Below are 23068 nucleotides of genomic sequence, written 5' to 3'. Positions count from 1 at the left end.
GATGAAAGAAGAGATATTGCCGAATAAGATAGAAGAAGACATACTAAGTGAGGATAAACTACTGAAGCAGATAACTGCTTATGAGCAGGAGCGTGACATTATTTTTGCTTTAAGCACCGATATAACCAAAGTGCGCGAAAAAGATGATCTGATCCGGCTGTTTTCATCGCGGTTAAAAAATATGTTTCACTTTCTCCACAGCACTATTATGCTGGTTGATAAGCCCACTAAAACATTTATTCCTTTTTTAGTTGATCCCGAATCGCCATTATATACAAACCATCGCAAGTTTCCGGAGGGGATAAAAACAATTTGTTCCATTGATGCACCTATTATCAAAGATGTATTCCACTCAAAAGGCCCTATGACCTTTTTACTTGATGAGATCATTAAAACGCCCAATTTACTACCATTTGTAAACATCATATATGAGTGCGGTATTAAGGAAATAATGATCACCCCGTTAAGAAATCAGACGGAAACACTTGGATTTATCTCGTTGTACTCAAACACAACTGGTAGCTTCACTAACGAATTTAAGCAGATTTTAAACGGGATAGCACCACAACTGTCCAGCGCTGTATCAAACATTATTGTTAACGAGGGTAACCGGAAAAAAGATTACGAAAATGAAGTATTGCTTGCTTTGAGCCGTGAAATAGCAAATGTTAAAACTCGCAAGCATCTGCTTCATGTAATTAATAAAGGGCTCAGCAAACTAATAAGATTTACAAATAGCGTAATGACCGTTCTTTCAAACGATAAGCTCGGCTACAAAACTTTTTTAACGGAAAGCGTTAACCAGTTACAAAACTATTCAAATGATACCGGCAGCCATTTGTTAACATACCCAGCTGATGATGGCATTTGTGACCAAACTTTTGCTGCTGATAGGCCATTGGTTTTTGATATCAGGTCTTTTGATTTGAGTAAGGCACCTCAGTGGCTCAAACTTAATTATGCAGCCGGTGCCCGCGAGTTACTGATAAAGGCATTGCCTTATAATGGGATTCCGAAGCATAGCATTATTCTTTTTGCCGATAAATTAAACTCATTTAATGGCACGAGCATTGAAATTATAGAAAGTGTGGCCGGACAACTTACCAAAGCTGCCAATAATATCACCGCCAATGAAGCTATTTTAAACAAGGAACGAGATAAATCGCATTTACTTACATTTAGTAAGGATCTGGCCGCTGTAAAAACAAAAGAAGACCTGGAAACAGCTATTTTTCAGGTTTTAGACAATCTTGTTGGTGTAAAACTTTCCATGATCAGGGTAATAGAAGATGGCGGTCTTTTGATCCCTTACCTCTACGATAAAAATGCGGCCTATGCCAATGATAGCCTTTATAAAGAACTATTGGGGAAAAATGTTACTGTTGACGAACCACTATCGGCAAGAGTACTCAGTAAGAATGATCCGGTTATTTTTAATATTGAACAGGAAGAGAAAAACGGAAACAACAGCCCATACATAGCCTTCTGGAAAAAAACAGGATATAAAAACATGTTCGGCGTACGCTTATGTGTCGGGAACGAAAACATAGGAACACTCTGGCTGCTAATTAATGATATAAACTACGAATTGCTTAGGGGCCTTTGTTCACAAATTTCTGTAGCCATATTTAACATCAAAGCCAACGAAAAACTATTGGCCTACAAACAGCAGCTGGAGGTTGAAAACGATCATTTAAAGGAGCAGATCAAAACCATTTATAACTTTTCGGAGATCATTGGTCGCGGACCTCAGATGGAAAAAGTTTACCGCTTGATGTCGCGCGTGGCCGAATCTGGCTCTACGGTGCTGATATTGGGTGAAACAGGTACCGGTAAAGAGTTAATTGCACGAGGTATCCATAATGCATCTCAACGGAAAGATAAATTAATGATCAAGGTGAATTGTGCCGCATTGCCTCCTAACCTCATTGAAAGCGAGCTTTTTGGTCACGAAAAGGGTTCATTTACCGGAGCTTTTGAACAGCGGATTGGAAAATTTGAATTAGCCCATAACAGCACCCTGTTTTTAGACGAAATTGGTGAGCTACCGATTGAATTGCAGGTTAAGCTGCTTAGGGTGATACAGGAACGGGAATTTGAGCGGGTTGGCGGAAAAACAACCATAAAAGTTAATGTTAGGATAATTGCTGCCACAAATCGTAACCTCGAGGCTGAGATACTTGCCGGCAAGTTCCGGTCAGATCTGTATTATCGGCTCAACGTGTTCCCGATTACTTTGCCCCCTTTGCGTGACCGCGCTGAAGATATTGCCCTGCTTGTTGATTTCTTTTTGACCAAATACAGTAAAATAACGGGTTATAAGGTTACCTCAGTAGCACCCAAGGCTTTACAGCAATTAAAGGCTTATTTATGGCCCGGAAATGTGCGGGAGCTGGAGCATGTTATTGAACGGAGTATTTTAATGGCTAATGATCACATATTGCACGAGGTACATTTACCTAAATCGGGCCAGGTTAACAACCAATCTACACTTCTTTTTAACCAGACTATTGAAGAGATGGAGCGCAGCCATATTATCGGGATCTTAAAACAATGCCAGGGCAAAATTTCGGGAAACGGAGGTGCTGCCGAGGTACTGGAGGTACAACCAACAACACTCCACTCTAAAATGCGAAAGCTGAATATTACCAAACCAGAATATCTACCCCAGCTTTCCTGATTGTTAATTTTCACCACAGTATTCACGCCCCCGTTACGCAACTGCATTTAAAACACCCTGAAAATGAAGCCGGAAAGTTTGCGGCGCTATTTTAACCTGCTTGCTAAAAAACCGGATAAAATATGATGGATCATCATAGCCAAGCCTGTAGCCAATTTCTTTTACCGATAGATGCGTGTAAACCAACAACCGCTGTGCCTCTAATATGATCCGCTTTTTAATTATTTCATTAGGTGTGCATCTCCGGTATTTTACAATACGTTTATTCAGTGCCTTGGCACTCATGTTCAACATATTTGCATACGAGGCAACGTCATGATATTTTGAAAAGTTGTGTTCAACCAATTGCATAAAATATCTTAAAAAGCCCGAATCATGCTGTGGCTTTAAGTCATGTATATTATGCTGCCTTTTCCAAAAACGAGTAGCCCGGATAATAATTTGCTTTAATAACACACGAATCATCTCTTCCTGGTTAATGTCATCCTGAATTATTTCACGTCTTATTTCATCAAAAACAGATGCAATAGTTGTTGAGTTGATGGCGTCCAGCTCTACAAGGGGCATAGTATGAAAATTGCTAAAGAGCAGCTCATCGCAGGCTATTTCCTCATCATGTAACCGCACACCATAAAGGCCCTGGTCATAAAACATGATACAACCTTTTGTATTTTCAGATAGCCTGACAAACTGCGCGGCATTTACAAAAAGCAAACTATCCTGCCCTACCTCCATATCAGTAAAGTCGCTGCTTACCCGGCCGCCTTTTTTGAGGTATATAATTTTAATATAGTCCCTGAATTGATCAATGAACTCATCTACCGGATTTTGGTTACAAAACTCCAGGATACCAAATTTTTTAAAGGCACATTGTTTCAAGTATTTCATCTCCTAATGATTCTATACAGATAGCGATATTTTACTGGGTACTAAGTTGTTACCTACCCAAAATCCATCTGACAGACAATTACAACAGGCGTGCCATCACATAAATGTTTGATTATCAAATACTTGAAAAAAAATATCTTATTATTTACACTTTATATTGCGAATTGGTACCCGCTCTCACGATATTCCGAGCATCAATAGTGTGATTATTTTAAGCTTAGCATACACTAAGCCAGAATTTTGCAGACGGAAAGCAGAAAAACTTCAACTCACCTCAAATGAACAAGGGCCAGCATGGTTTAACAACAAGCTTAAAATCAAAGCATTGCTATATAAAACCACACCGGCCCCGTTCAATTAAAACAATATTTAAAACCTTATTTTTTATCAGCTGCGTTAATGATTACCTGGGCAACTTTATCTGGATGCGTAATGAATACAACATGGCTCGATTCAATTTCCGTGATCCTGGAATTTGACCGTTTATACACCCAGCGTTCCGTAACCGGATTAATAGTTTTATCGTTCAGGGCAACTATGCCATAGCTGGGTTTAGTTTTCCAGGCTGCATTGGTAACAGAAGCACCGAAAGACTGCGCCGCAATAGGCTTTTGCGAAGCATATAGAAATTCAGCTTGTTCTGTGCTCAGATCGGCCCCAAAACCGGCGTGAAATTTAGCTTTGTCATAATATACAAAGCCTTTGTCATCAGGTTCCATAACCCCGTTTTCCGGAGCTGCAGGAAGTGCTGTTGAAAGTTGAATTGTATTTTCGCCAACTTCAGGCTGAAGCGCAGCCACATATACCAAACCGGCTACCTTTTCGTGCATTCCGGCTTCGGTAATTACAAAGCCTCCCCATGAATGGCCAACCAGTATTACAGGGCCATCTTGTTTGTCTAAAACACGGTTAGTTGTATCCACATCATCCTGAAGTGAGGTAAGCGGTATTTGGACAACCGATACCTGATAACCTTTTTTTGATAATATTTGAAATACGCCCTGCCAGCCAGAACCATCAACAAAAGCCCCGTGTACCAGCACAATATTTTTTACGGGCGCGTCTTGCGCAGATGTTGTTTCTGTTTTCATGTTGTTTAAATTTTACTTGATCAATAATTTTTGAGCTTTATTTCATCTCAATTGAACTCAAAAATATCTCGATCCTCAAAAAACAACAATGGACAAACAACAACCATTACGGTACTTTTTTCACCAATAAAAGAAGGTCAGGATGCTTTAGGTAAATAATCAGCTTTTGCAATTTTTAACTTCTTCATTTTTGCGTGTAAAGTGGTTGATGGAGTACCTAATACCCCGGCCGCTCCTCCCGAACCAGCTATTTTACCACCGCATACCTTTAAAGTTTGAATGATATGCGCGCGTTCAACTTCATCAAGTGTTTGATTTGTACTTACCTCCACCCCCATATGTTTTTTGGGTAGATATACCTCACGTATAACACTATCTCCCGACATTAAAATGCTACGCTCTAACAGATGCTCAAGCTCTCGCACATTTCCGGGCCACTGGTAACTTTTTAACTCCTGCATAACTTTGTTTGATATGGAGGTAACTTTTATACCTGTATTTTTACTGTGCCGGGTAAGAAAAAAGTTTGCCAGCGGTGGTATATCCTCTATCCGTTTTCTTAACGGTGGCAAATTGATCGGGAATACGTTGAGCCGGTAGTATAGATCGGCCCTGAACCGGCCGGCACTTACCTCTTCCTCCAGGTTGCGGTTGGTTGCAGCAATGATCCTTACATCAACCTTTATCACACTTTTTCCTCCTATTCTTTCCAATTCGCGTTCCTGGATAACACGCAGTAGTTTCACCTGTAAGTCAAGCGGAAGTTCGCCTATTTCATCCAGGAACAAAGTGCTGTTATGTGCCAGTTCAAACTTACCCGTTCTGCGTTCTATCGCCCCGGTAAATGACCCTTTTTCATGACCAAAAAGCTCGCTTTCAATCAAATTTGCAGGTAATGCAGCACAATTAACTTTAACCATCAATTTATCTTTCCTCGGCGATGCATTATGAATACCGCGGGCAATCAATTCTTTGCCGGTTCCGGTTTCACCCATCAGCAGCACGGTTGAGTTGGATTTGGCTACAATTGACATTAAATGATACACTTTCTGCATTTCGGGGCCATTACCAATAATGTCAGAAGAATTGTAGATGGTATTTATTTGCTCCTTAAGCTGGTCGTTTTCAACCTCCAGCATCTTTTTGTACGTAATAAGCTGTTCATTAACTACCACATTTGAAATGGCGATAGAAATCTGCGCGCAAATTCCTTTTAAAAGAGGCATATTGATTGCATCTGTTTCCATAAACAAAATCCCCAGATCTTTATTTCCTGTTCGCAAAGGCACACCTATTACCTTTTTAAATCCAACCCGGTTCCAGAAATGCACATAACGGGGGGCACAGCTTCGCCTTATTTCTTCCTCGGTTTTAAATAATACAGGTTCGTTACTTTGCAGAACTTTGTCCTGCAAGCCATCCTTTATGTTAAATTTCCGGGTAATTATTTCTCTAAACTCAACATCATCAAGAAATGAAATCTTAGTATCATAGATATAAGAATTTGTTGTACTGCGGTCGTCATTAATAAGGCGGATAACATACCCTTTTACTAAGCTCAGTTTTTTCACAGCCTTTTCAACAGCCAATGACAAATCATCTTTACTGCGTACGGCGGCAACATCATGGCTAAACTCCAGCAAAAAAGACTTTTCTTTTTCTTTACATAATATTTCCTCATTCACGGCAATATTGCATGCCGCGGTAGAAAGCTGGCTGGAAATACGCTCAATTATATTTAAAGCTGCTTCATCAAAACTCCCCTTCTTATTAGCAAACAGTATTAAGCTTAATTTTCGGATTCCTTTATCCGGAAGCAGCTTAATAACCATTTCGCGCGCCCCTGCCGCATAATTTAATTTAAACCAAAGCGGAGCCGTATCTATACCAAATGAGGCCATATCAAACACCACGGGTTTATCAGACAGCGAAGCCACATCATAAATACCGTCCTTAACAGGATTTGCCTTACTTACTGCCTCTTCAAACCTTGGTAATCCGCGATTAGGTGAATCCGGATCGGTCACATATACATTGTATGTTTCTTCCGTTTCATCCATTATGGTCATCACGTTATGCGTAAAATTCACGAGCTTTTTAAGGCCGGAGTTAACAATTTTCAGTAAATCTTTCCTGTGCCTAACGGTAACCAGATCATTACTTATGGTAAGTAAAACCTCGTTAACCCATTCATTAAATTTAATTTCTTCATTGATGATGATATTGGAAACGGCACTTGAAAGCTGCGGACTTATGCGTCTTAAAATGGACTGAAACTCATCAGAAAAGCTATCTGTACGATCAGAATAAACAAAAACAAACCCGATTGTCCCTGTTTTACTTTTCAGCGGGGCAATCATGGCTTTCCTTATTCCGCATTCATAATTTACTTTTATAAATGCAGGTACTCCCGGTTTATTTATGATTTCATCCAACAGGAAAGCTACAGGTACATCGGCCCCATCAACCTGGCTAATAAATGGGTCACCAAGAAAAAAACGTGTGGCCAATAGCGATGGAAGTTCGGTGCGGTGTTTAATTTTTAACGCATCCACATCAAGCAAAAAAGGATAATAGGTTTTATCGCGCTGATCTATCAGGGAAACAACCGCGTGGGTAAAATAAAAGAACCCTTTAAGTCTTGACGAAAAAACTTTTATAAGGTCGGTTTTCACCCTGGCTCTTGTTATATCATTACTCAGAGCCTGCAGAATATCTTTTTCATTTTCATAGCCGTCTATCTGCCTATGCAGCATTTCAAAAAAGCTCTTCTCATCTATTGATTGAGCTTTGAAATCATTCATCAGTTTTAAAAACAGGGGCTTTTCCATTGTACAAAAAATTGGTTAAACAGGATACCAAAAGCAAACTACCAGGCCTGTAGATAGGATGGTTAGATTGTTAATCTTAGAATAATATTATAGCAGACCCGAAGGTCTGTTAACTGACAGCGAATATTTTCGCTTCCTTTTTCTAAACGTATACCTGGTTTAGAATTTTTATCTTTTATTTTAATGACAGTATTTTCACTTGCCCATAGGCGTACTTTGATTTTTCAAATTTTTATACCGTATTATTGGTTAAAAAAGAGATCAGTTCCAGGGCATTTTCAGGTCATTAACAATCGACTTTTCGGAATTGGACATTTAGTTAAAAAAAAGTATTTCTTAACCGTCATTTCTATTTTAGGAGCTGGATTATTGCGAGGTCAAATCTTTAGCCCTATATCTGATATGTACAATCAAAATTACAGTAAAAACTGCCGTTTGCGGATGCCATTTATCAATGGATTACTGCCAATAGGTATTGGCCTAAAACAATAAAACCGGATGTGTTTTAGGAGACACATCCGGTTTATAATAAGATTATTGCTTTTTGCAATGATACAGGGTTCAGAAACCCAGAGAGAAATATTATTTATTTTCAGAAGCAGCTACAATTATTTTGGCCACGGCATCGGGGTGCGAAATAAAAACTACGTGGCTCCCCTTAATCTCGGTAGTATGGGTATTTGAGCGTTTGTACATATTACGTTCAATATCCGGATTGATGCTTTTATCTTCCGTTGCCACAATACCATACGCCGGTTTGGTTTTCCAGGCCGCGTCGGCAACCGGGGTTGCAAAACTTTCTGCCAAAATGGGCTCTTGCGAGGCAAACATAAAATCAGTCTCCGCCTTACTCAGGTCGCCTGCAAACCCGTCATGAAATTTGGCTTTATCATAATAAACAAAACCTTTATCGTCCGGAGGCAAAATGCCATACTCAGGCTTAACAGGCTGTGAAGCTGCCCATTTCAAAGTATTTTCGCCTTTATCCGGCTGATAGGCTGCTACGTATACCAGACCTGCAACTTTTGGGTGCATACCGGCTTCGGTAATAACAACTCCGCCCCATGAATGGCCCACCAGGATAACCGGCCCATCTTGCCTATCTAATATCCGGTTGGTGGCATCTATATCGTCTTTAAGTGAAGTAAGTGGGATTTGTACAATACTTACATTATATCCTTTTTTTACAAGAATATCATATACCCCACGCCAGCCAGATCCATCGGCAAAGGCACCATGCACAAGTACAATATTCTTTACAGGTTTATTCTGTGCATTTGATAAGTTGGGTAGTGCAAGCAAGAAGCCCAGAACAATTACTGCGGCAATCAACTGCCCCCCAATACCCAAGTTTAGTTTAAATTTTGATTTCATGATTTTGATTTCTTAAGATTTACTGTTTAAAGCCCTTGTATTTATAGAACACAAAGGTCATTCAGCAGCTAAACCCGGGCAATGGACAATGGGTATCTACTACTGGACATTTTTCCCTGCCAGTTACATATTAGAAGATCATTAAGAGTAAAATTAAGCAGTATCTGATCATCAACTCACAGCCTGGGCTTGCTGCGAACCAAACAGACTCCGGTATGCATAAGGTGTCATGTTCATACTGCGATGAAATATTTTGCGCATCGTGTCAGACGTACCAAAACCACATTCACTTGCTATCTGCTCCATGGTCATATTGGTTTCTTCGAGGTATCGCCTTGATGACTCAACCCGAAGTCCTTCAACGTACTTGCCCGGAGTCATGCCCACATCAACGGAAAAAACTCTGGCAAAATTACGTGGGCTCATAGCTGCACGCTCTGCTAAAAGCTCAATACTTAAATTGTTTTTCAGGTTGGTCATTATCCAATTCTGCAATTCCTTTATTGGTTGTTTATTTGATAGCTGCTGGCTAAGCATCTGACTGAACTGCGATTGATTACCCGGGCGGCGAAGATAAAGCACAAGCATCTGCGCAATGCGTAATGATACATCGCGTCCGAGATCTTCATCAACAAGGGCAAGAGCCAGATCTATACCTGCACTGATACCGGCAGAGGTGTATATGTTACCATCCTTAACAAAAATAGGATCGGGATTTACCTTGATATTTTCGTAATTGGTGCTTAACTCTTTCCAATAATGCCAATGGGTAGTAGCATTTTTGCCTGAAAGCAATCCGGCTTCGGCCAAAATAAAAGCACCAATGCACACAGAACATACCCGCCTGAACTGCCCTGCATTTTGCCTTACCCAATTAACAACCTCGGGGTAGTAGCCCCTGGGTTTGGTGAGCGAGAGCCCGCCAATAATCAAGGTATCAACTTTACCGATTAAGGAAAATATACTTTCTTCGCAGGCTATGGTAACTCCACTTGCAGTACGTACTATCAAATCGGGAGTTGCAGATACTACCATCACCTCGTAAAAAGGCTCTTTGCTTTCACCTACAGTGCCAGACAAACGAAAATAATCGGCCAATGAAAATACATCAGAAGGCCCCATAACATCAAAGGACAGTGCCTCAGGCATGGCAATAATTACAATCCGCTTCCGTGCCATAATAAGTATGAGTTTTCAGCAATGAATTACAATACAAGATACTGCATTTATCACAAATGAACAAGAAAATCGCTATATCAGATAACAACAAACACCTTATTACCAAACACTTAATTTAAGGCTTAAACCTTATGCACCACAAGATCAAAACCCTGTTGGACCCTCTCACCGTTAATAGCTGGACCAGTTTAAACTTTGTACGCTCATTAATTTTGCATATCAAACCCAATGGATGGGTTGTGTATAATTATTATTTATCATGAAAAAATTCACTTTAAGCCTATTGGTATTCTGTGCAGCATTTGCCATTAATGCAAAAGCGCAACACGAACCAAAATCAGTAAATGTTACGCAGTATGCCCCAGAAGTTATTTTTAAAAAGATTATAACCACTCCGGAAATTAAGAGCCAGGAAGCCAAACTGGTGATAGTAACCTTTGCACCGGGTGAAGTATCAGGCGCACACCGCCACCCTATCCCAACAATTGCTTACGTATTGCAAGGAAGCATATCATCAACATTTAATGGTAAAACTCATATTTACAAGCAAGGAGAAGCATTTTGGGAAGATCCTAACGGCTTGCATGCAGAAAGCAAGAACATGAGCAAAACTAAACAGGCTAAGCTGTTAGTTTATTTTATTGGCCCTAAGGAATTGCCTTTCATAACCGAAGCCAAATAACGTAACTAACCTTAAGTTATTAGGTACAAAATGATGAAAGTTTACGGACTAACCAATTGCAGAAAAACACAGAAGGCCATGGCCTGGTTCAAAGAACATAATATGGGCTTTGAATTTCAAAACTTTAAAAAGGATGGTATATCCCCGGCCAAACTTTTGGAGTGGGACGCAAAACTGGGCTGCGATTCTTTTTTTAATAAAAAAAGCCTGACCTGGAAAAAATTGCTCCCGGAGATTAAGGAATCAATAAAAAGCAAAGAGGATGCATTAACATTACTGCAAGAACATCCGGGTATTATCAAACGTCCAGTGATTGAAGATGTCGATTTTCTATTATTTGGCTTTGATGAAATGGTTTATGAGGAACATTTAAAAAAACCTCAAACACAAATTTCCTTGCCAAAACCAAGTCGTAAAAAGCACATCCTTCTTTAAATTAAAGATCTGTCTAAGTACACAAACTGCGGCACGCATATAACGTGTCGCAGTTTGTGTTTTAAGGCGAACCCGATTAGTAGCGGTAATGGCTCTAAATATCGTGTCACTAAAGCGGCTTCCACGAAATAGAGTGTAAAGAAGCATTCATATTTGCACTAAAAACCTAAAATCCAACAACTTAACCAATGGCATAGCGATTGCAAAGCAGCAATTGCATTTATTAAAACACTGTAAACCCGGCCGAGTTAAAAGGCCATAAAAACACAAATTATGAAAATTGTAGTAATTGGAGGAAGCGGGCTAATTGGATCGCAGCTTGTAAATAAGCTTACCCAACTTGGTCATGAAGTTATAGCGGCATCTCCGGCCACCGGTGTAAACACAATCACAGGCGAAGGCCTTGCTGAAACCCTGAAGGATACTGATGTTGTTGTGGATGTTGCAAACTCCCCTTCATTTGAAGATGCAGCTGTAATGGAGTTTTTCAAAACCTCCGGAAAAAATCTCCTTGCTGCAGAAATAGTTGCTGGTGTAAAACATCACATCGCATTATCAGTAGTAGGCACTAATCGCCTGCAGGAAAGCGGTTATTTCAGGGCTAAACAAGCACAGGAAGATTTAATTAAAGCCTCTGGCATTCCTTATTCTATTGTACACTCAACCCAGTTTTTTGAGTTTTTGGGTGGTATTATTGCTCCGGCAACCGAAGGAGAGATCGTTCGCCTGTCGCCGGCTCTTTTCCAGCCTATCGCCTCGGCCGATGTGGCTACGGCCGTAGCTGAGGTTGCTCTGGGCGCACCAATAAATGGTATCCTTGAAATAGGCGGCCCGGATAAGGTTAGCCTTGCTGCGCTTGCTCAGAAATATTTAGATAAGAATAATGATTCGCGCAAGGTTGTTGCCGATACTAATGCACGCTATTATGGTGTATTACTAAATGATCAAATGCTGGTTCCGGGCGATGATGCCAAAATTTTCAAAATAGATTTTGAGAACTGGTATGTAAATCAACCTAAAAAGGCATAACCATAGAAATTTTTAAGGCTTGCATGGGCCCGGCGTAAAACGAAGATGACGGGTGTCAGCTCTTCATGGATGTTGTAAGGGGCGAGCACTTTCCACCCGTTCGTGCTCGGGACAAACCCACGCCGGCACAGTGTCCCTGTGAAAACCGGTCAGCAACTCGAAGAGTCGACGGGCTACTGCTACCTTAAAATAATTTTCTGAATACTTAAAGATGCATCAGTTTAATGTGCATCACCCCATCTGTTAAAAAAGAAAGTCTGGCAGCAAAGCTACCGGACTTTTTTATTCACAAAAGCTCAGGGCGGTGGTAAAATATGTAAAACACCTCTTCATTTCGTGTAATCCTGTTTAAATCGGCTAAATAAAGTGTAGAATGAATTTCAAAACAATGACAAGTAACTAATATTCAAAACATTAAAACATTGGCACGTTGGTTGTAAATCAGTTAATATGCCCAGATATGGCAAAATTTAAAAGCGATAAATGTTTCATTACAAATCATAAACTTAATTCAAAGCGACATGAACTATTTCTTTTTTGGATCCCATGCGGATCCCGGTAACAAAGATCAAAAATCAGTACAGGAATCAACAGATAATGATGCCGATCCAAACTTTGATGAAAGCTTTAGTCAGGGTGGCGAATATCTTGATGATTCATTAAGAATGGTAGAACAGCCCTTTGAGGATGGGCCTGAAGAATAAAATAACAGATCAAAATATCCTGACATTTAAAATGAGCGAGTTCTTATTGGTATTCTGGCGAGATTACCAAACCAGGGAAATTCAACCATCACCCGAACAGTTAAAAGCATACCGCAAGCTCTGGGCCGATTGGCTCCGGAGCCTTGCCGCAAATGATAAATTATCAAGACCCGCAAGGCGCATTTCGGCCCAGGGTAAGGTAATTGGCAGCCACGTTACCAACGGGCCCTACACAGAAGTAATGCAATCAGTTAAAGGTTTGCTTTTTTTGAAAGCTGCAAACTATAATGAAGCTGTAGAGATGGCGGGTAGCTGCCCTATTCTGCAACTTGGCGGGCGTGTGGAAATTCGGCAGGGTTTATAAACAGTAATCAAATAAATAATCACCACTTTAAAACAATAACATGAACGAATTTCTATTAGTATTTCGCAGAGACTATAAAACCAAAGAGATCCAACCTTCACCCGAAAAATTGCAGGAGCACCTGGCCCACTGGCAGATATTTTTCACCAGCATTAAAGATAAGGTGGTAAAGCCTATTCAACGCTTTGATCCGCTGGGCAAGGTCATCACAGGAGGCAACTCCATAGCCGATGGGCCTTATGCCGAGGTATCACAATCAATTGGCGGCTTAGTGATCATTAATGCCGCAGATTATAATGAAGCTGTTGCCATTGCCCAAACCTGCCCGGTTTTAGAACTTGGCGGCACGGTTGAAATTCGTCAGGCCGTTTAACATTCCTACCTAAACACTAAATGGTCTTTGCACTTGCAGAGGCCATTTTAATGATATTGTATAAGTACCAGCATTGTGGCTTATTAATACCTGAGTGAATAGTTTTTTAAAATTAAAGCCATGGATGCCGACCTGAAAGGAACCATATTTATTGTGAATATTAGCGGGTATGATCATTTTGTAAGTGAAATTGGCAACGAAATGGGTTCGCTTATTATAGCCAAATTGTTAAATGCTATTATTAAAGCAAACAACCTTTCATTCCTGATCTCTGAGATCGAAGTTGATGCCATACTTTTTTACCGCCTTGGCCCCGCTTTTACTACAGATGTTATCCTTGCCCAATTTAAAGCTATGCTTAAGTCATTTAACAACGAGATTAATGCCTGCAAATCCTTTTATCCCCAGGTAAAAAAGCTTTCGATCAAATGGGTGGTACACTACGGAAATATCGGGAACTTTTCTGTTAATGGTTTCTCCAGGCTGCACGGGCCAGGCACCGCCAAAGCCGTAAACTTTTGATTGACAAGAAACGAAGAGATACCATCCAATCATAATTACACCGCATATCGTGGAAAACATCTCCTGTTCACGATATGACGTACTTTAAAACCCAACCACCAACCACAACCCTTTAATAATAAACACCTTACCATAATGGCATAAGGCTTGCAAACAGCAAATGACCTTAAACTGAAATAATATTTTCAGTTTGTAAACCACCTTAAATTCATTAACAAACCGATACAAGCAATCATGGAAACCTTAAATGTGCATGCCCTAAACCCCGGCCCTGTTTTGGCAGACCTGATATCAGACCTTCAAAATTTTAATAACAATGGCGACATTTACCTCAGCGTTAACCGCTCAAACGAGGCTGTACCAGCTGATGACCATAAGAATATTGCGGGTATTAATGAATTAGGTTTGCCCAACTTCTTAAAGCGCTTAGGTATCCGGGGCATGACTTTAGATTCGCAATGCGATAGCCTTTCAATATCAGCCATTGATGCCATAGTTTTTGAAGAAATTGTAAGTTTAAAACACTGGCGCGATATTAAGAATGATCAGCTTATAGCTGCATTACAGGCATTGTTCAAACACTGCCGAACTATTGCTTTTGGCGATTGGGCTAATGTATCAGATGCTTCAGATTTATGGACCGGGCTTCTCTTCGATGTTATTAAACCCCTTAAAAAAAAGGACCTTGATTTTATATTTTACCTTGGCGACCCGGTAAAAATGTTATTTTTTCAGGTAGATGAGATCCTGGATATCATAAGCGATTTTTCGTATACCGGTAAAGTGACTTTCTTCCTGGACGAGGCCGAAGCTATCAAATTGTGGAAGGTACTTAACGGCGAGCAAGAGGATGGCATTCAAAAAAACTATGCTCCCGACGATCTGAGAAGAAAATACTTCTCTATATTCAGAACCATGAGCATTTATTGCCTTTCCATTTATTCCTTTACCGATGTAATAGTATTTACCGAGGATCAGCAATTTGTACTGGCCCGGCAAAAAGCCGATCATAGTATTGAATTCGCGAAAGATGCAAGAGACAATTTTGTTGCCGGCCATAGCAGCGGTTTATTAATGCAAATGGATATAGCTCATTGCATAGCTCTCGGTATTGCGGTTTTTGTTATTATGGGCGAAAAAAATAACACCACAAATCAAAAAGACCTGTTGACCTACCTGGAGCATTGGATAGCCGATCTTGACAAGCCCGAAAACTCGCTTCTGTATCAATCATAAAGCTCTTGAAGATTATTTGCACACACTAAATATGGTGCAGCATAGTATTAACTGACTAAATACGGTATAAATAAAGCAGCCTATGTTTTACAAATACCTAACAATTAAACACTTACAAAGTGGCACATTGGTTGCAAAACTAAGTTTATCGGGCCTGAATGTAATCCTGCCTTCCCGGAACAGAAATTATCCGGTAAGTGTTCATCCTGCCCGGGTTAATTAGCTTTTAATCACAAAGAACAACAAAATGCTCCCTTACGATAGCCTGATCATTGTTGATAAAGAAAATCAACTTCCTGTTTATAAGCAAATCACCAACCGCCTTATTGGTCTGATACAGAAAGGTATGATTCCTCCCGGCACTTTTTTTCCAGGAACCCGGCAAATGGCTGAGCTGATTACCGTTAACCGCAAAACAATTATCAACGCCTACGAAGAGCTGCTGACCGAAGACTGGATAGAATCGGTTGACCGGAAAGGATACCGTGTTATTCCGCAGCTTCCTGTAATTAAGCCAAGATCATTTCAGCCACCGAGCCATTTTTCACCACCGTCCTCTACCGCTTTTATAAGCTCAGAAGGCTTGGTTTTGCAATGCCCCCCACAGCCTGAGCACCGGGATACAAAAAGTTCAGACATTGTAGTTAATGACGGCTTCCCCGATCCGGAACTCGCTCCGTTCAAAGAGATCAGCAAAATTTATCGCGACAAAGGGATTAGCTCACGAATAAAACAGCTTATGTGTCTGCGAGATGAGGGGGGGCTGCCCCTACTTAAAGATGCTGCATCATTGTTTTTAAATGAAACCCGGGGCCTCAACATTAAAAAAAATGATATAGTGATAACCCGTGGTGCCCAGATGGCTATATATATAACGGCAATGCTGCTGCTTTCCAAAGATGATCATGTGGTTGTAACCGAACCTAACTATTGCTTTGCCAATGATATTTTTGAGCATGCCGGTGCCCACATCAACAAGATTGGAGTGGATGATGAAGGCCCTGATATTAACCAGTTAGAGGAGCTTCTGAAACGCGTTCCGGTTAAAGTGCTTTATATCGTTCCCCACCATCATCATCCCACAACTGTAACCATGTCTGCCATGAGGAGGCAAAAATTGCTGAAACTTATTGAGCAATATGGGTTTTATGTTATTGAGGACGATTATGACTATGATTTTTATTACAAGAATAGTCCTATACTTCCATTGGCCAGCGCCCCGCATCACGGTAAAATAATTTATATAGGATCATTTTCCAAATTACTGGCGCCATCTATCAGGGTTGGTTACCTGATTGCAGCACCTGATATTGTAAAGAGAGCAATAGTACTAAAGCGCTTAATAGATTTAAGGGGAGATACCTTTATAGAATATATGCTTGCCCAGATGATCATCACCGGCGATCTCACAAGACATATCAACAAATCAAATAAGTTGTATGCCCAGCGTTGTGATTTTATTTGCAACCTTTTAACCCAGAAATTATCACATGCCATTGAATTTACCAAACCGCTTGGTGGTATGGCCATATGGCTAAAATTTAAATCAGGGTTTTCTATAAACAGGATACTCAGCAATGCATCACATGCAGGGCTTTGTATGATCGGCATGTCGTTCAGTAAACCGGGCGATCCTAATGATAATGGTATCCGGTTCGGGTTTGCCTCACTTACGGAAGAAGAAATGATAAAAGCCGTGGATATCCTGGTAAAAATAACCTCGTGATGGCCCACTGAATTTTTATTTAGTTTTTTAATAGTAAATAGATGAGTTATAACCGACAAATCACCATAAGCTGTGATACTAACCAGGACGCCGATTGTACCGTTGAGGCTGCCTTATCACTTATCGGCGGTAAATGGAAGCTTAAAATATATAAGGTATTAAGGGATGGCAAGCCGCTACGATTTTCGGACCTGAATAAAAGCCTTATCAATATTTCAGAAAAAACGCTCGCCTCGCAATTAAAAGAAATGGAAAACGATGGGATCGTTAGTAAAATGATCTACCCTGAAGTTCCACCCCGGGTCGAATATCAATTAACCCATCTTGGGCAATCATTAGAGCCTGTATTTCTCGCTCTTCATGATTGGGGCAAAGCTTATATCAATCAAAAAGAGAGCTGAGCTGCGGGCATCCCGATTTTGTTTTTTCAGTACTGAAAACCACCGGTATTGTGCTGGCTTACATTGTCATGCGTCTGTTATACTTATAAAAAGCATTTTATGTAAAGTGCTAATTATGAACATGGCAAACCTTATCAACAGTTACTTACCATACGGTAAGTTATTGTTTATCATTTCATTAAGCCATTATTTTGTTTAAAATATTAACAAAATGCAAAAAAATATATTGATCACAGGCGGTTCTTCAGGCATTGGAGAAGGCCTTGCACGCTATTTTTATAATAAGGGCTGGGGAGTATTGATCACCGGCCGCAATACAGAGCGTCTGCATAAATTAGCTAACGAAATGCCAGGCATTCATGCATTGGAGTATGACAGCTTAAAGGCAGATCAGGAAAAACCCTTATTAAATTTCATCCGCCAAACCTGGAATGGCAGGCTTGATGTATTGGTTAATAATGCCGGGCACGTAGCTTTAACCCCGATACAGAATATTAATCCTGCAGAGCTTGAGGATATGTATAAAACACACCTTATCGCTCCCAGCTTGCTTACATCAGGCTGTATTGAATTTTTAACAGCAACCAAAGGCCAGATTATTAATATAAGCAGCAGCGTTGGTATTAAACCATCAGCACAGCTTAGCGCATATGGTTCGGCTAAAGCAGGCATGAATATGTTAACCAAAATTTGGGCCTTAGAGTTAGCTCCTTTAGGTATCCGTGTTAATTCTATAGCACCGGGCCCAACTGATACTCCGGTATTGGCTAATGCAGGTTTACCGCCCGATGTTGTACAGGCCATTCACGAAAGCGAAAGAGCAACCATCCCCCTACAACGAAGAGGTAGCGTGGCCGATATTGTACTAAACACAGCCTTACTGATTGATTCGGGATCAACCTGGGTAACCGGAGTAATATTACCGGTTGATGGCGGTATCTCAACAACTTAATAGCATAATTTTTTTAAACAAAAGCCCGGACAATTGAATTATCCGGGCTTTTGTTTTTTAACCCAATATAAATTATCCCCACTAATAAGCCGCAATATTAACAGTTGGTATACAAGCATCATATTGCCTGTTTATTGCCTTTATAAACTCATTGGCTATTACGGCATAACCACGGTTGTTAAAGTTCACGCCATCTAAAGAAAACAGGCCACCCTTTATCGGCTTTAAGTTCAACTTTCGGCCGCTTACCATTATTCCCTTTACCATTACTTTATTAAAAAAGGAGTAAGCATCAAAAACAGCAAGCCCCTTAACGTTGGCAATAGATTTGATGGAGTTATTGTATGATGTGATATAACGCTGGCAGTTTAATGCCTCATTTTCATCTAGTACGTATTCACTTTCAATTGGTGTGTATTCGGTTAAGCCATAGGGTAGGTCACCATGTTCTGTAAAAATCGGTTTTCCGATTTCCTGCGTATTGAAATCAAGAATAATATGATCTTTTGTGGTAGCCAGGCGGGGAGTATAATTTGAGCCTGAGTCTTTTGCGGTAATGTACAAACCCTTAATATTCACATTCACCTTTCGCGCCTGAGCCAGTATTCCATTTACAGTGATGGTGTTAAAAAACGGGAAAGTGGTAAAATCAGGAATGGTAGCTACCGCCCCCTGCTGGCCCGATGCGGTAAGTTTATTGATGGATAGTTTATATAATTGCTCAAAAGCTCCCTGGTCTGTAAGCTGATCAGCGGTTCCACCGCTCTTTGCATAGGGCAGCACATCGTTTGTACCCAGCCAGTTTGTAAAAAATGTAAATGGCTTAGCCGTTATAAAATCAAGATAACTAACCATATTGTCGGGAGCTTTACCGGGCAGCATCCGCTCAAAAAAACCGTTCACATTTCCATAAGGCTTATACGTGATCTCTTTCAGTTTAATACCAGGTACACCATAGTTATTGATCTCGCCGGTAAACTTGGTGAATAACCGCAACTCTCCAAAACATGAAGCGCTAACATACCCCCGTACGCCAAGGTTTGTATTAACCCTATCAAACTGTGGCGTACCATCTTCATTATAACCGCTAAGTTTAAGATAACCTGAGCCATTGGCTTGCTCGGTGGTAAACAAAGGCTGATGAAAACTCCCTCCGCCCGCCATTTGCATTTGTTGAGCTATAATAGCGGGATAAGAATGAAGCTGCCCATTTCGGTATAAACCACCATCCATATAACCAGCTGTAAAAGAACTCCCTACCGCAATAACACGCGATAGATTCGCCCTCCCGGCAGAAGGTTTATCGCAATGCGCTTCCATTTTACAACCCGTAAAAACAGCTATGCCAATAGCTAAAAATATAATTAAACCAGGCAACTTCCTCATAACACTAAACCAACTTCTTAACTATAATTCCTTTATCAACAATACATGTTAATACAGGTAAAAATAGAGTTAGCTATAATTCATTATGGGTACCAGCCGTGCTCCAATAGCGGGTCCAGATGAATTGACAAGATTGTGCTGTCATGAATTATAATATCCGAGGTATCTGTACAGTCTCAATTATAGCCATATATCGTTTCTTACCACCGATAACTCGCTAAATAAAGAGGATTTAGGCACAATAAAAAAAACCAACATTCTGTAAATCAGAAATTTAAATAAATGGCATAAAAACTGTCAGTCACACGCTGTGTACCTAACTTTTAAATCATGGAGGTATTTATATTTTATTTAACCCGCGCATTATTGTTTTGTTGCTTGTCGGCAATAGCATATGTTATTGCCCCGCACAAGGATCAGCACAACAGATTTGATGACTGGGAAGAATGACTACCTACTTTGACATAACATAAGAAGGTCCGGCTTATGACGTAAACCTGGATTACCCGGGTATGGCCCTCTGGCCCCCTTTTGATATCGGGCGCTCAATAATTTTGCTTAATTAAACTCATGTATAAAACCCAAATTAAAATAGTTACAGATAACCTATCTCAAAACAAACAATCATGAATAATCCAACTCAAAATGTGCCTGTGGTTAAAGAAGTAGAAAGCAGGGAGGAACTCATTTATTTGCTGTCGAGAGCTTCCGAATTAGAACACGGCCTGGCCTGTGTTTATCTATATGCTGCCTATTCATTAAAGTCGAGCATTGACGAAGGAGGATTGACCGAAGATCAATTACTGATGGTAAAAACCTGGAAAAGGAAGCTGGCCGCCGTGGCGGTTGAGGAGATGCTGCACCTTGCCCAGGTTAATAATATGTTAACCGCGATTGGTGGTGCACCAAACTTTCGCAGAACGAATTTTCCCTTGCCTGTTTCGGCCTTCCCATTCGGCATTAAATTAACGCTCGAGCCATTTTCTCTTGCAACAATTGAGCGTTTTGTAATATTTGAATTACCCGAGGAAGGTGTGCTGGAAGCCGATTTATTTACCCAATATGATGCACTGCGTACTAAAGTGATCCAGGCGCAGGAGTTAGATATATCGGAACTAACACCAAGACAGTTCCGGGCCGAACCTGAATTGGTAGCACGTTTCGGTGCCGAGGCCTTTAAATTCCAGGAACCCTATGAGGTAGATTTTAAAACGGTTGGAGAGTTCTACAACAAAATTGCATCAGGTTTTAAATGCATCCCAGAGGATCTTTTATTTATCGGCCCACCCGAGGCACAGGCTAACGCGCGTTTTGTTGACCTTGGCGGCAAATTAATTCCTATCGTGAACAGAGCTTCGGCCCTGCAAGCTATTGAAATGATTGTTGAACAGGGCGAAGCCCCAACACAGGCCCATCCTGATTGTCATTTCCAGATCTTCGATACCATCAGAACACAGTTGATAACCGAAACAGAAAAGGCATTGAAAAATAATACGGTGTTTGATCCTGTCAGGAAAACAGCAGCTAACCCCATGACCAGGTTTTATGATGATACTACAGGCGGCACCCTCATCCTTGATGAAGATACCCACTGCGCCGCAGATATCTTTAATATGAGTTATGACACCATGCTGCAAATGCTGCTCCGCTTTTTTGCCCATAACGATGAAACTGAAGAGGAATTGGAAATGCTGTCGCGTGCTACTTTACGACTTATGACTACGGTTATCCGCCCTATGGGTGAGGCCCTGGCTAAAATGCCGCTTGGCGATCCAACTAATACCTCATTAACGGCCGGCCCAGGCTTTGGCTACAACAGGGATATAAATCTGTTACCGCATAAGGATTCTGCATGGATATTTTTTTCTGAGCGGCTTTTTAACCTCGCAAAAGAGGCAACAGAACTGGCTGAGAAAGCAATAGCCCCGGTTGAAGTTAAAGAAGCATCGGCCGCCCTACAGGCACTTTCTGAGCTTTTTATCAGGAAAACAGCGCAGCGGCAAAAGACAGATCCTAAAAGTGAGTTTACCAAATTGGAACATTCACCTGCCCCTGAAATTTATCCCTCACTAAACGGCCCATACCTTGTAAAAGGGGTTAGTAATTTACTAAACTCAAAGGGCGAGGCATTGCCTGCTGAACCACAGATGGCCCTGTGCCGTTGCGGAGGGTCATTCAATAAGCCATTTTGCGATGGGACGCATGCCCGGATAGGTTTTGACAGCAGGAAACTACCCGGACGAACTCCTGACATACTGGACGAATACCCAACTGCCGATTATAAAGTATGTGATAACCGGGGTATATGTCAGCATTCTGGATTTTGCACGGATGAACTGCCAGAAGTTTTCAGGCTTGGTAAAGAGCCTTTTGTAGACCAAACCGCGGCAAGCGCTCCCCGTATAGCTCAGCAAACCAAAAAATGCCCATCGGGTGCCCTTAGTTTCAGCTTTACTGATGCAAAATTAAATAACGGGGCCGAAACACCTGTTAACCAGCCCACCATAACCGTTTCAAAAAACGGCCCTTACCGCATAAAAGGCAGTATAAAATTAGATGCCGATTTTTTGCAGGGGGCATCAACCGAGCATTACACATTATGCCGTTGCGGCGGATCAAAAAACAAGCCTTTTTGTGATGGTACCCATTGGTATAACAATTTTACTGATGATAAAAATTAATCATTAAAACGACTACAACAACCTTAATAAAATCAGAATTAAAAATTAAATTATGCAAACTAACATCGGAATCAATGAAGCGGACAGGAAAGCCGTTTCGGACCAATTAGGTAAATTACTGGCAGACGAATTTGTACTGTACACCAAAACAAGAAATGCACACTGGAACATTGAAGGTGCAGACTTTCATACAGTGCATGTTTTTTTTGAATCACAATACGAACAGCTTGAAGAAGTGGTTGACGGTGTAGCGGAACGTATGAGGAAGATAGGCCATTACGCTCCTGCCACCTTAACCCAATTTTTACAACTAACCCACTTATCGGAAAAGCTGGAAAACAGTAATAACAGCCAGGGCTATATCAAAGAGCTATTAGCCGATCATGAAAGTATCATTAAGTTTTTAAGGGGTAACATTGATCCTATTGCCTCTAAATATCATGACCAGGGCACCAGCGATTACTTAACCCAGCTTTTAGAAGAACACGAAGAAATGGCCTGGATGCTACGAGCCCATGTAACCAAATAATTCAC

21 protein-coding genes are annotated in these 23068 nt (G+C 40.8%); 15 read left to right on the top strand and 6 right to left on the bottom strand.

All coding sequences use genetic code 11. The features are described from left to right. The first annotated feature begins 1 nt into the window (after position 1). Complete coding sequence (locus tag QWZ01_RS24315) at positions 2 to 2680, top strand: sigma 54-interacting transcriptional regulator (protein WP_290328065.1); 2679 nt, start codon at positions 2 to 4, stop codon at positions 2678 to 2680. 33 nt (positions 2681 to 2713) lie between these two features. Here QWZ01_RS24315 and QWZ01_RS24310 read toward each other — a convergent pair whose 3' ends face one another. The 3 genes from QWZ01_RS24310 to QWZ01_RS24300 all read right to left on the bottom strand — a co-directional run bounded on the left by QWZ01_RS24310 (position 2714) and on the right by QWZ01_RS24300 (position 7490). Continuing rightward, entirely contained in the window at positions 2714 to 3568 is an 855-nt protein-coding gene (locus tag QWZ01_RS24310; RefSeq protein ID WP_290328063.1) for a helix-turn-helix domain-containing protein, read from the bottom strand. A gap of 377 nt (positions 3569 to 3945) precedes the next feature. Continuing rightward, complete coding sequence (locus QWZ01_RS24305) at positions 3946 to 4659, bottom strand: alpha/beta fold hydrolase (protein WP_290328062.1); 714 nt, start codon at positions 4657 to 4659, stop codon at positions 3946 to 3948. 137 nt (positions 4660 to 4796) lie between these two features. Next, a complete protein-coding gene (locus QWZ01_RS24300; protein WP_290328059.1) occupies positions 4797 to 7490 on the bottom strand; it encodes a sigma 54-interacting transcriptional regulator in 2694 nt (897 codons plus the stop codon). Between the two features lie 183 nt (positions 7491 to 7673). Between QWZ01_RS24300 and QWZ01_RS24295 the strand changes: the two genes are divergently transcribed. After that, positions 7674 to 7982: a hypothetical protein gene (locus QWZ01_RS24295; RefSeq protein ID WP_290328057.1), complete on the top strand. Its 309-nt coding sequence runs from the start codon at positions 7674 to 7676 to the stop codon at positions 7980 to 7982. A gap of 90 nt (positions 7983 to 8072) precedes the next feature. Here QWZ01_RS24295 and QWZ01_RS24290 read toward each other — a convergent pair whose 3' ends face one another. Beyond that, entirely contained in the window at positions 8073 to 8864 is a 792-nt protein-coding gene (locus QWZ01_RS24290; RefSeq protein ID WP_290328055.1) for an alpha/beta hydrolase, read from the bottom strand. A gap of 171 nt (positions 8865 to 9035) precedes the next feature. After that, the gene (locus QWZ01_RS24285) at positions 9036 to 10043 is read right to left on the bottom strand and encodes a GlxA family transcriptional regulator (protein ID WP_290328053.1); all 1008 of its coding nucleotides are present in this window, start codon (positions 10041 to 10043) and stop codon (positions 9036 to 9038) included. Between the two features lie 259 nt (positions 10044 to 10302). Between QWZ01_RS24285 and QWZ01_RS24280 the strand changes: the two genes are divergently transcribed. The 11 genes from QWZ01_RS24280 to QWZ01_RS24230 all read left to right on the top strand — a co-directional run bounded on the left by QWZ01_RS24280 (position 10303) and on the right by QWZ01_RS24230 (position 18467). Next, positions 10303 to 10725, top strand: coding sequence for a cupin domain-containing protein (locus QWZ01_RS24280; RefSeq protein WP_290328051.1), 423 nt, complete (start codon positions 10303 to 10305; stop codon positions 10723 to 10725). Between the two features lie 30 nt (positions 10726 to 10755). Further along, a complete protein-coding gene (locus QWZ01_RS24275) occupies positions 10756 to 11160 on the top strand; it encodes a Spx/MgsR family RNA polymerase-binding regulatory protein (RefSeq protein WP_353959441.1) in 405 nt (134 codons plus the stop codon). A gap of 273 nt (positions 11161 to 11433) precedes the next feature. Then, positions 11434 to 12189, top strand: a complete 756-nt coding sequence (locus QWZ01_RS24270) for an SDR family oxidoreductase (protein WP_290328049.1) — start codon at positions 11434 to 11436, stop codon at positions 12187 to 12189. Positions 12190 to 12710: 521 nt separating this feature from the next. Further along, positions 12711 to 12893: a hypothetical protein gene (locus QWZ01_RS24265; protein WP_290328048.1), complete on the top strand. Its 183-nt coding sequence runs from the start codon at positions 12711 to 12713 to the stop codon at positions 12891 to 12893. A 31-nt stretch (positions 12894 to 12924) separates the two neighbouring features. Continuing rightward, positions 12925 to 13257 carry a YciI family protein gene (locus QWZ01_RS24260; protein WP_290328047.1) on the top strand — a complete coding sequence of 111 codons (333 nt, stop codon included), beginning with the start codon at positions 12925 to 12927 and terminating at the stop codon, positions 13255 to 13257. 40 nt (positions 13258 to 13297) lie between these two features. Next, complete coding sequence (locus QWZ01_RS24255) at positions 13298 to 13630, top strand: YciI family protein (RefSeq protein ID WP_290328045.1); 333 nt, start codon at positions 13298 to 13300, stop codon at positions 13628 to 13630. A gap of 120 nt (positions 13631 to 13750) precedes the next feature. After that, positions 13751 to 14152, top strand: coding sequence for a DUF2652 domain-containing protein (locus QWZ01_RS24250; RefSeq protein ID WP_290328042.1), 402 nt, complete (start codon positions 13751 to 13753; stop codon positions 14150 to 14152). Between the two features lie 234 nt (positions 14153 to 14386). Next, positions 14387 to 15388, top strand: coding sequence for a hypothetical protein (locus QWZ01_RS24245; RefSeq protein WP_290328041.1), 1002 nt, complete (start codon positions 14387 to 14389; stop codon positions 15386 to 15388). Between the two features lie 247 nt (positions 15389 to 15635). Beyond that, positions 15636 to 17114, top strand: a complete 1479-nt coding sequence (pdxR, locus tag QWZ01_RS24240) for a MocR-like pyridoxine biosynthesis transcription factor PdxR (RefSeq protein ID WP_290328040.1) — start codon at positions 15636 to 15638, stop codon at positions 17112 to 17114. 41 nt (positions 17115 to 17155) lie between these two features. Further along, positions 17156 to 17515, top strand: a complete 360-nt coding sequence (locus QWZ01_RS24235; RefSeq protein WP_290328038.1) for a winged helix-turn-helix transcriptional regulator — start codon at positions 17156 to 17158, stop codon at positions 17513 to 17515. A gap of 211 nt (positions 17516 to 17726) precedes the next feature. Then, entirely contained in the window at positions 17727 to 18467 is a 741-nt protein-coding gene (locus QWZ01_RS24230; RefSeq protein WP_290328036.1) for an SDR family NAD(P)-dependent oxidoreductase, read from the top strand. An 81-nt stretch (positions 18468 to 18548) separates the two neighbouring features. On the opposite strand, the gene QWZ01_RS24225 is transcribed toward QWZ01_RS24230, so the two are convergent. Beyond that, positions 18549 to 19853 carry an SGNH/GDSL hydrolase family protein gene (locus tag QWZ01_RS24225; protein WP_290328034.1) on the bottom strand — a complete coding sequence of 435 codons (1305 nt, stop codon included), beginning with the start codon at positions 19851 to 19853 and terminating at the stop codon, positions 18549 to 18551. A gap of 626 nt (positions 19854 to 20479) precedes the next feature. Here QWZ01_RS24225 and QWZ01_RS24220 point away from each other — a divergent pair. After that, positions 20480 to 22534, top strand: coding sequence for a ferritin-like domain-containing protein (locus QWZ01_RS24220; protein WP_290328032.1), 2055 nt, complete (start codon positions 20480 to 20482; stop codon positions 22532 to 22534). Positions 22535 to 22586: 52 nt separating this feature from the next. Beyond that, the gene (locus QWZ01_RS24215) at positions 22587 to 23063 is read left to right on the top strand and encodes a Dps family protein (RefSeq protein ID WP_290328029.1); all 477 of its coding nucleotides are present in this window, start codon (positions 22587 to 22589) and stop codon (positions 23061 to 23063) included. Positions 23064 to 23068: the final 5 nt, after the last annotated feature.

It is taken from the genome of Mucilaginibacter aquaedulcis, from assembly GCF_030409325.1.
Taxonomy (GTDB): Bacteria; Bacteroidota; Bacteroidia; order Sphingobacteriales; family Sphingobacteriaceae; genus Mucilaginibacter; species Mucilaginibacter aquaedulcis.
Note: the sequence above shows the minus strand (reverse complement) of the source record. Positions and strands in the feature narration are given on the sequence as shown.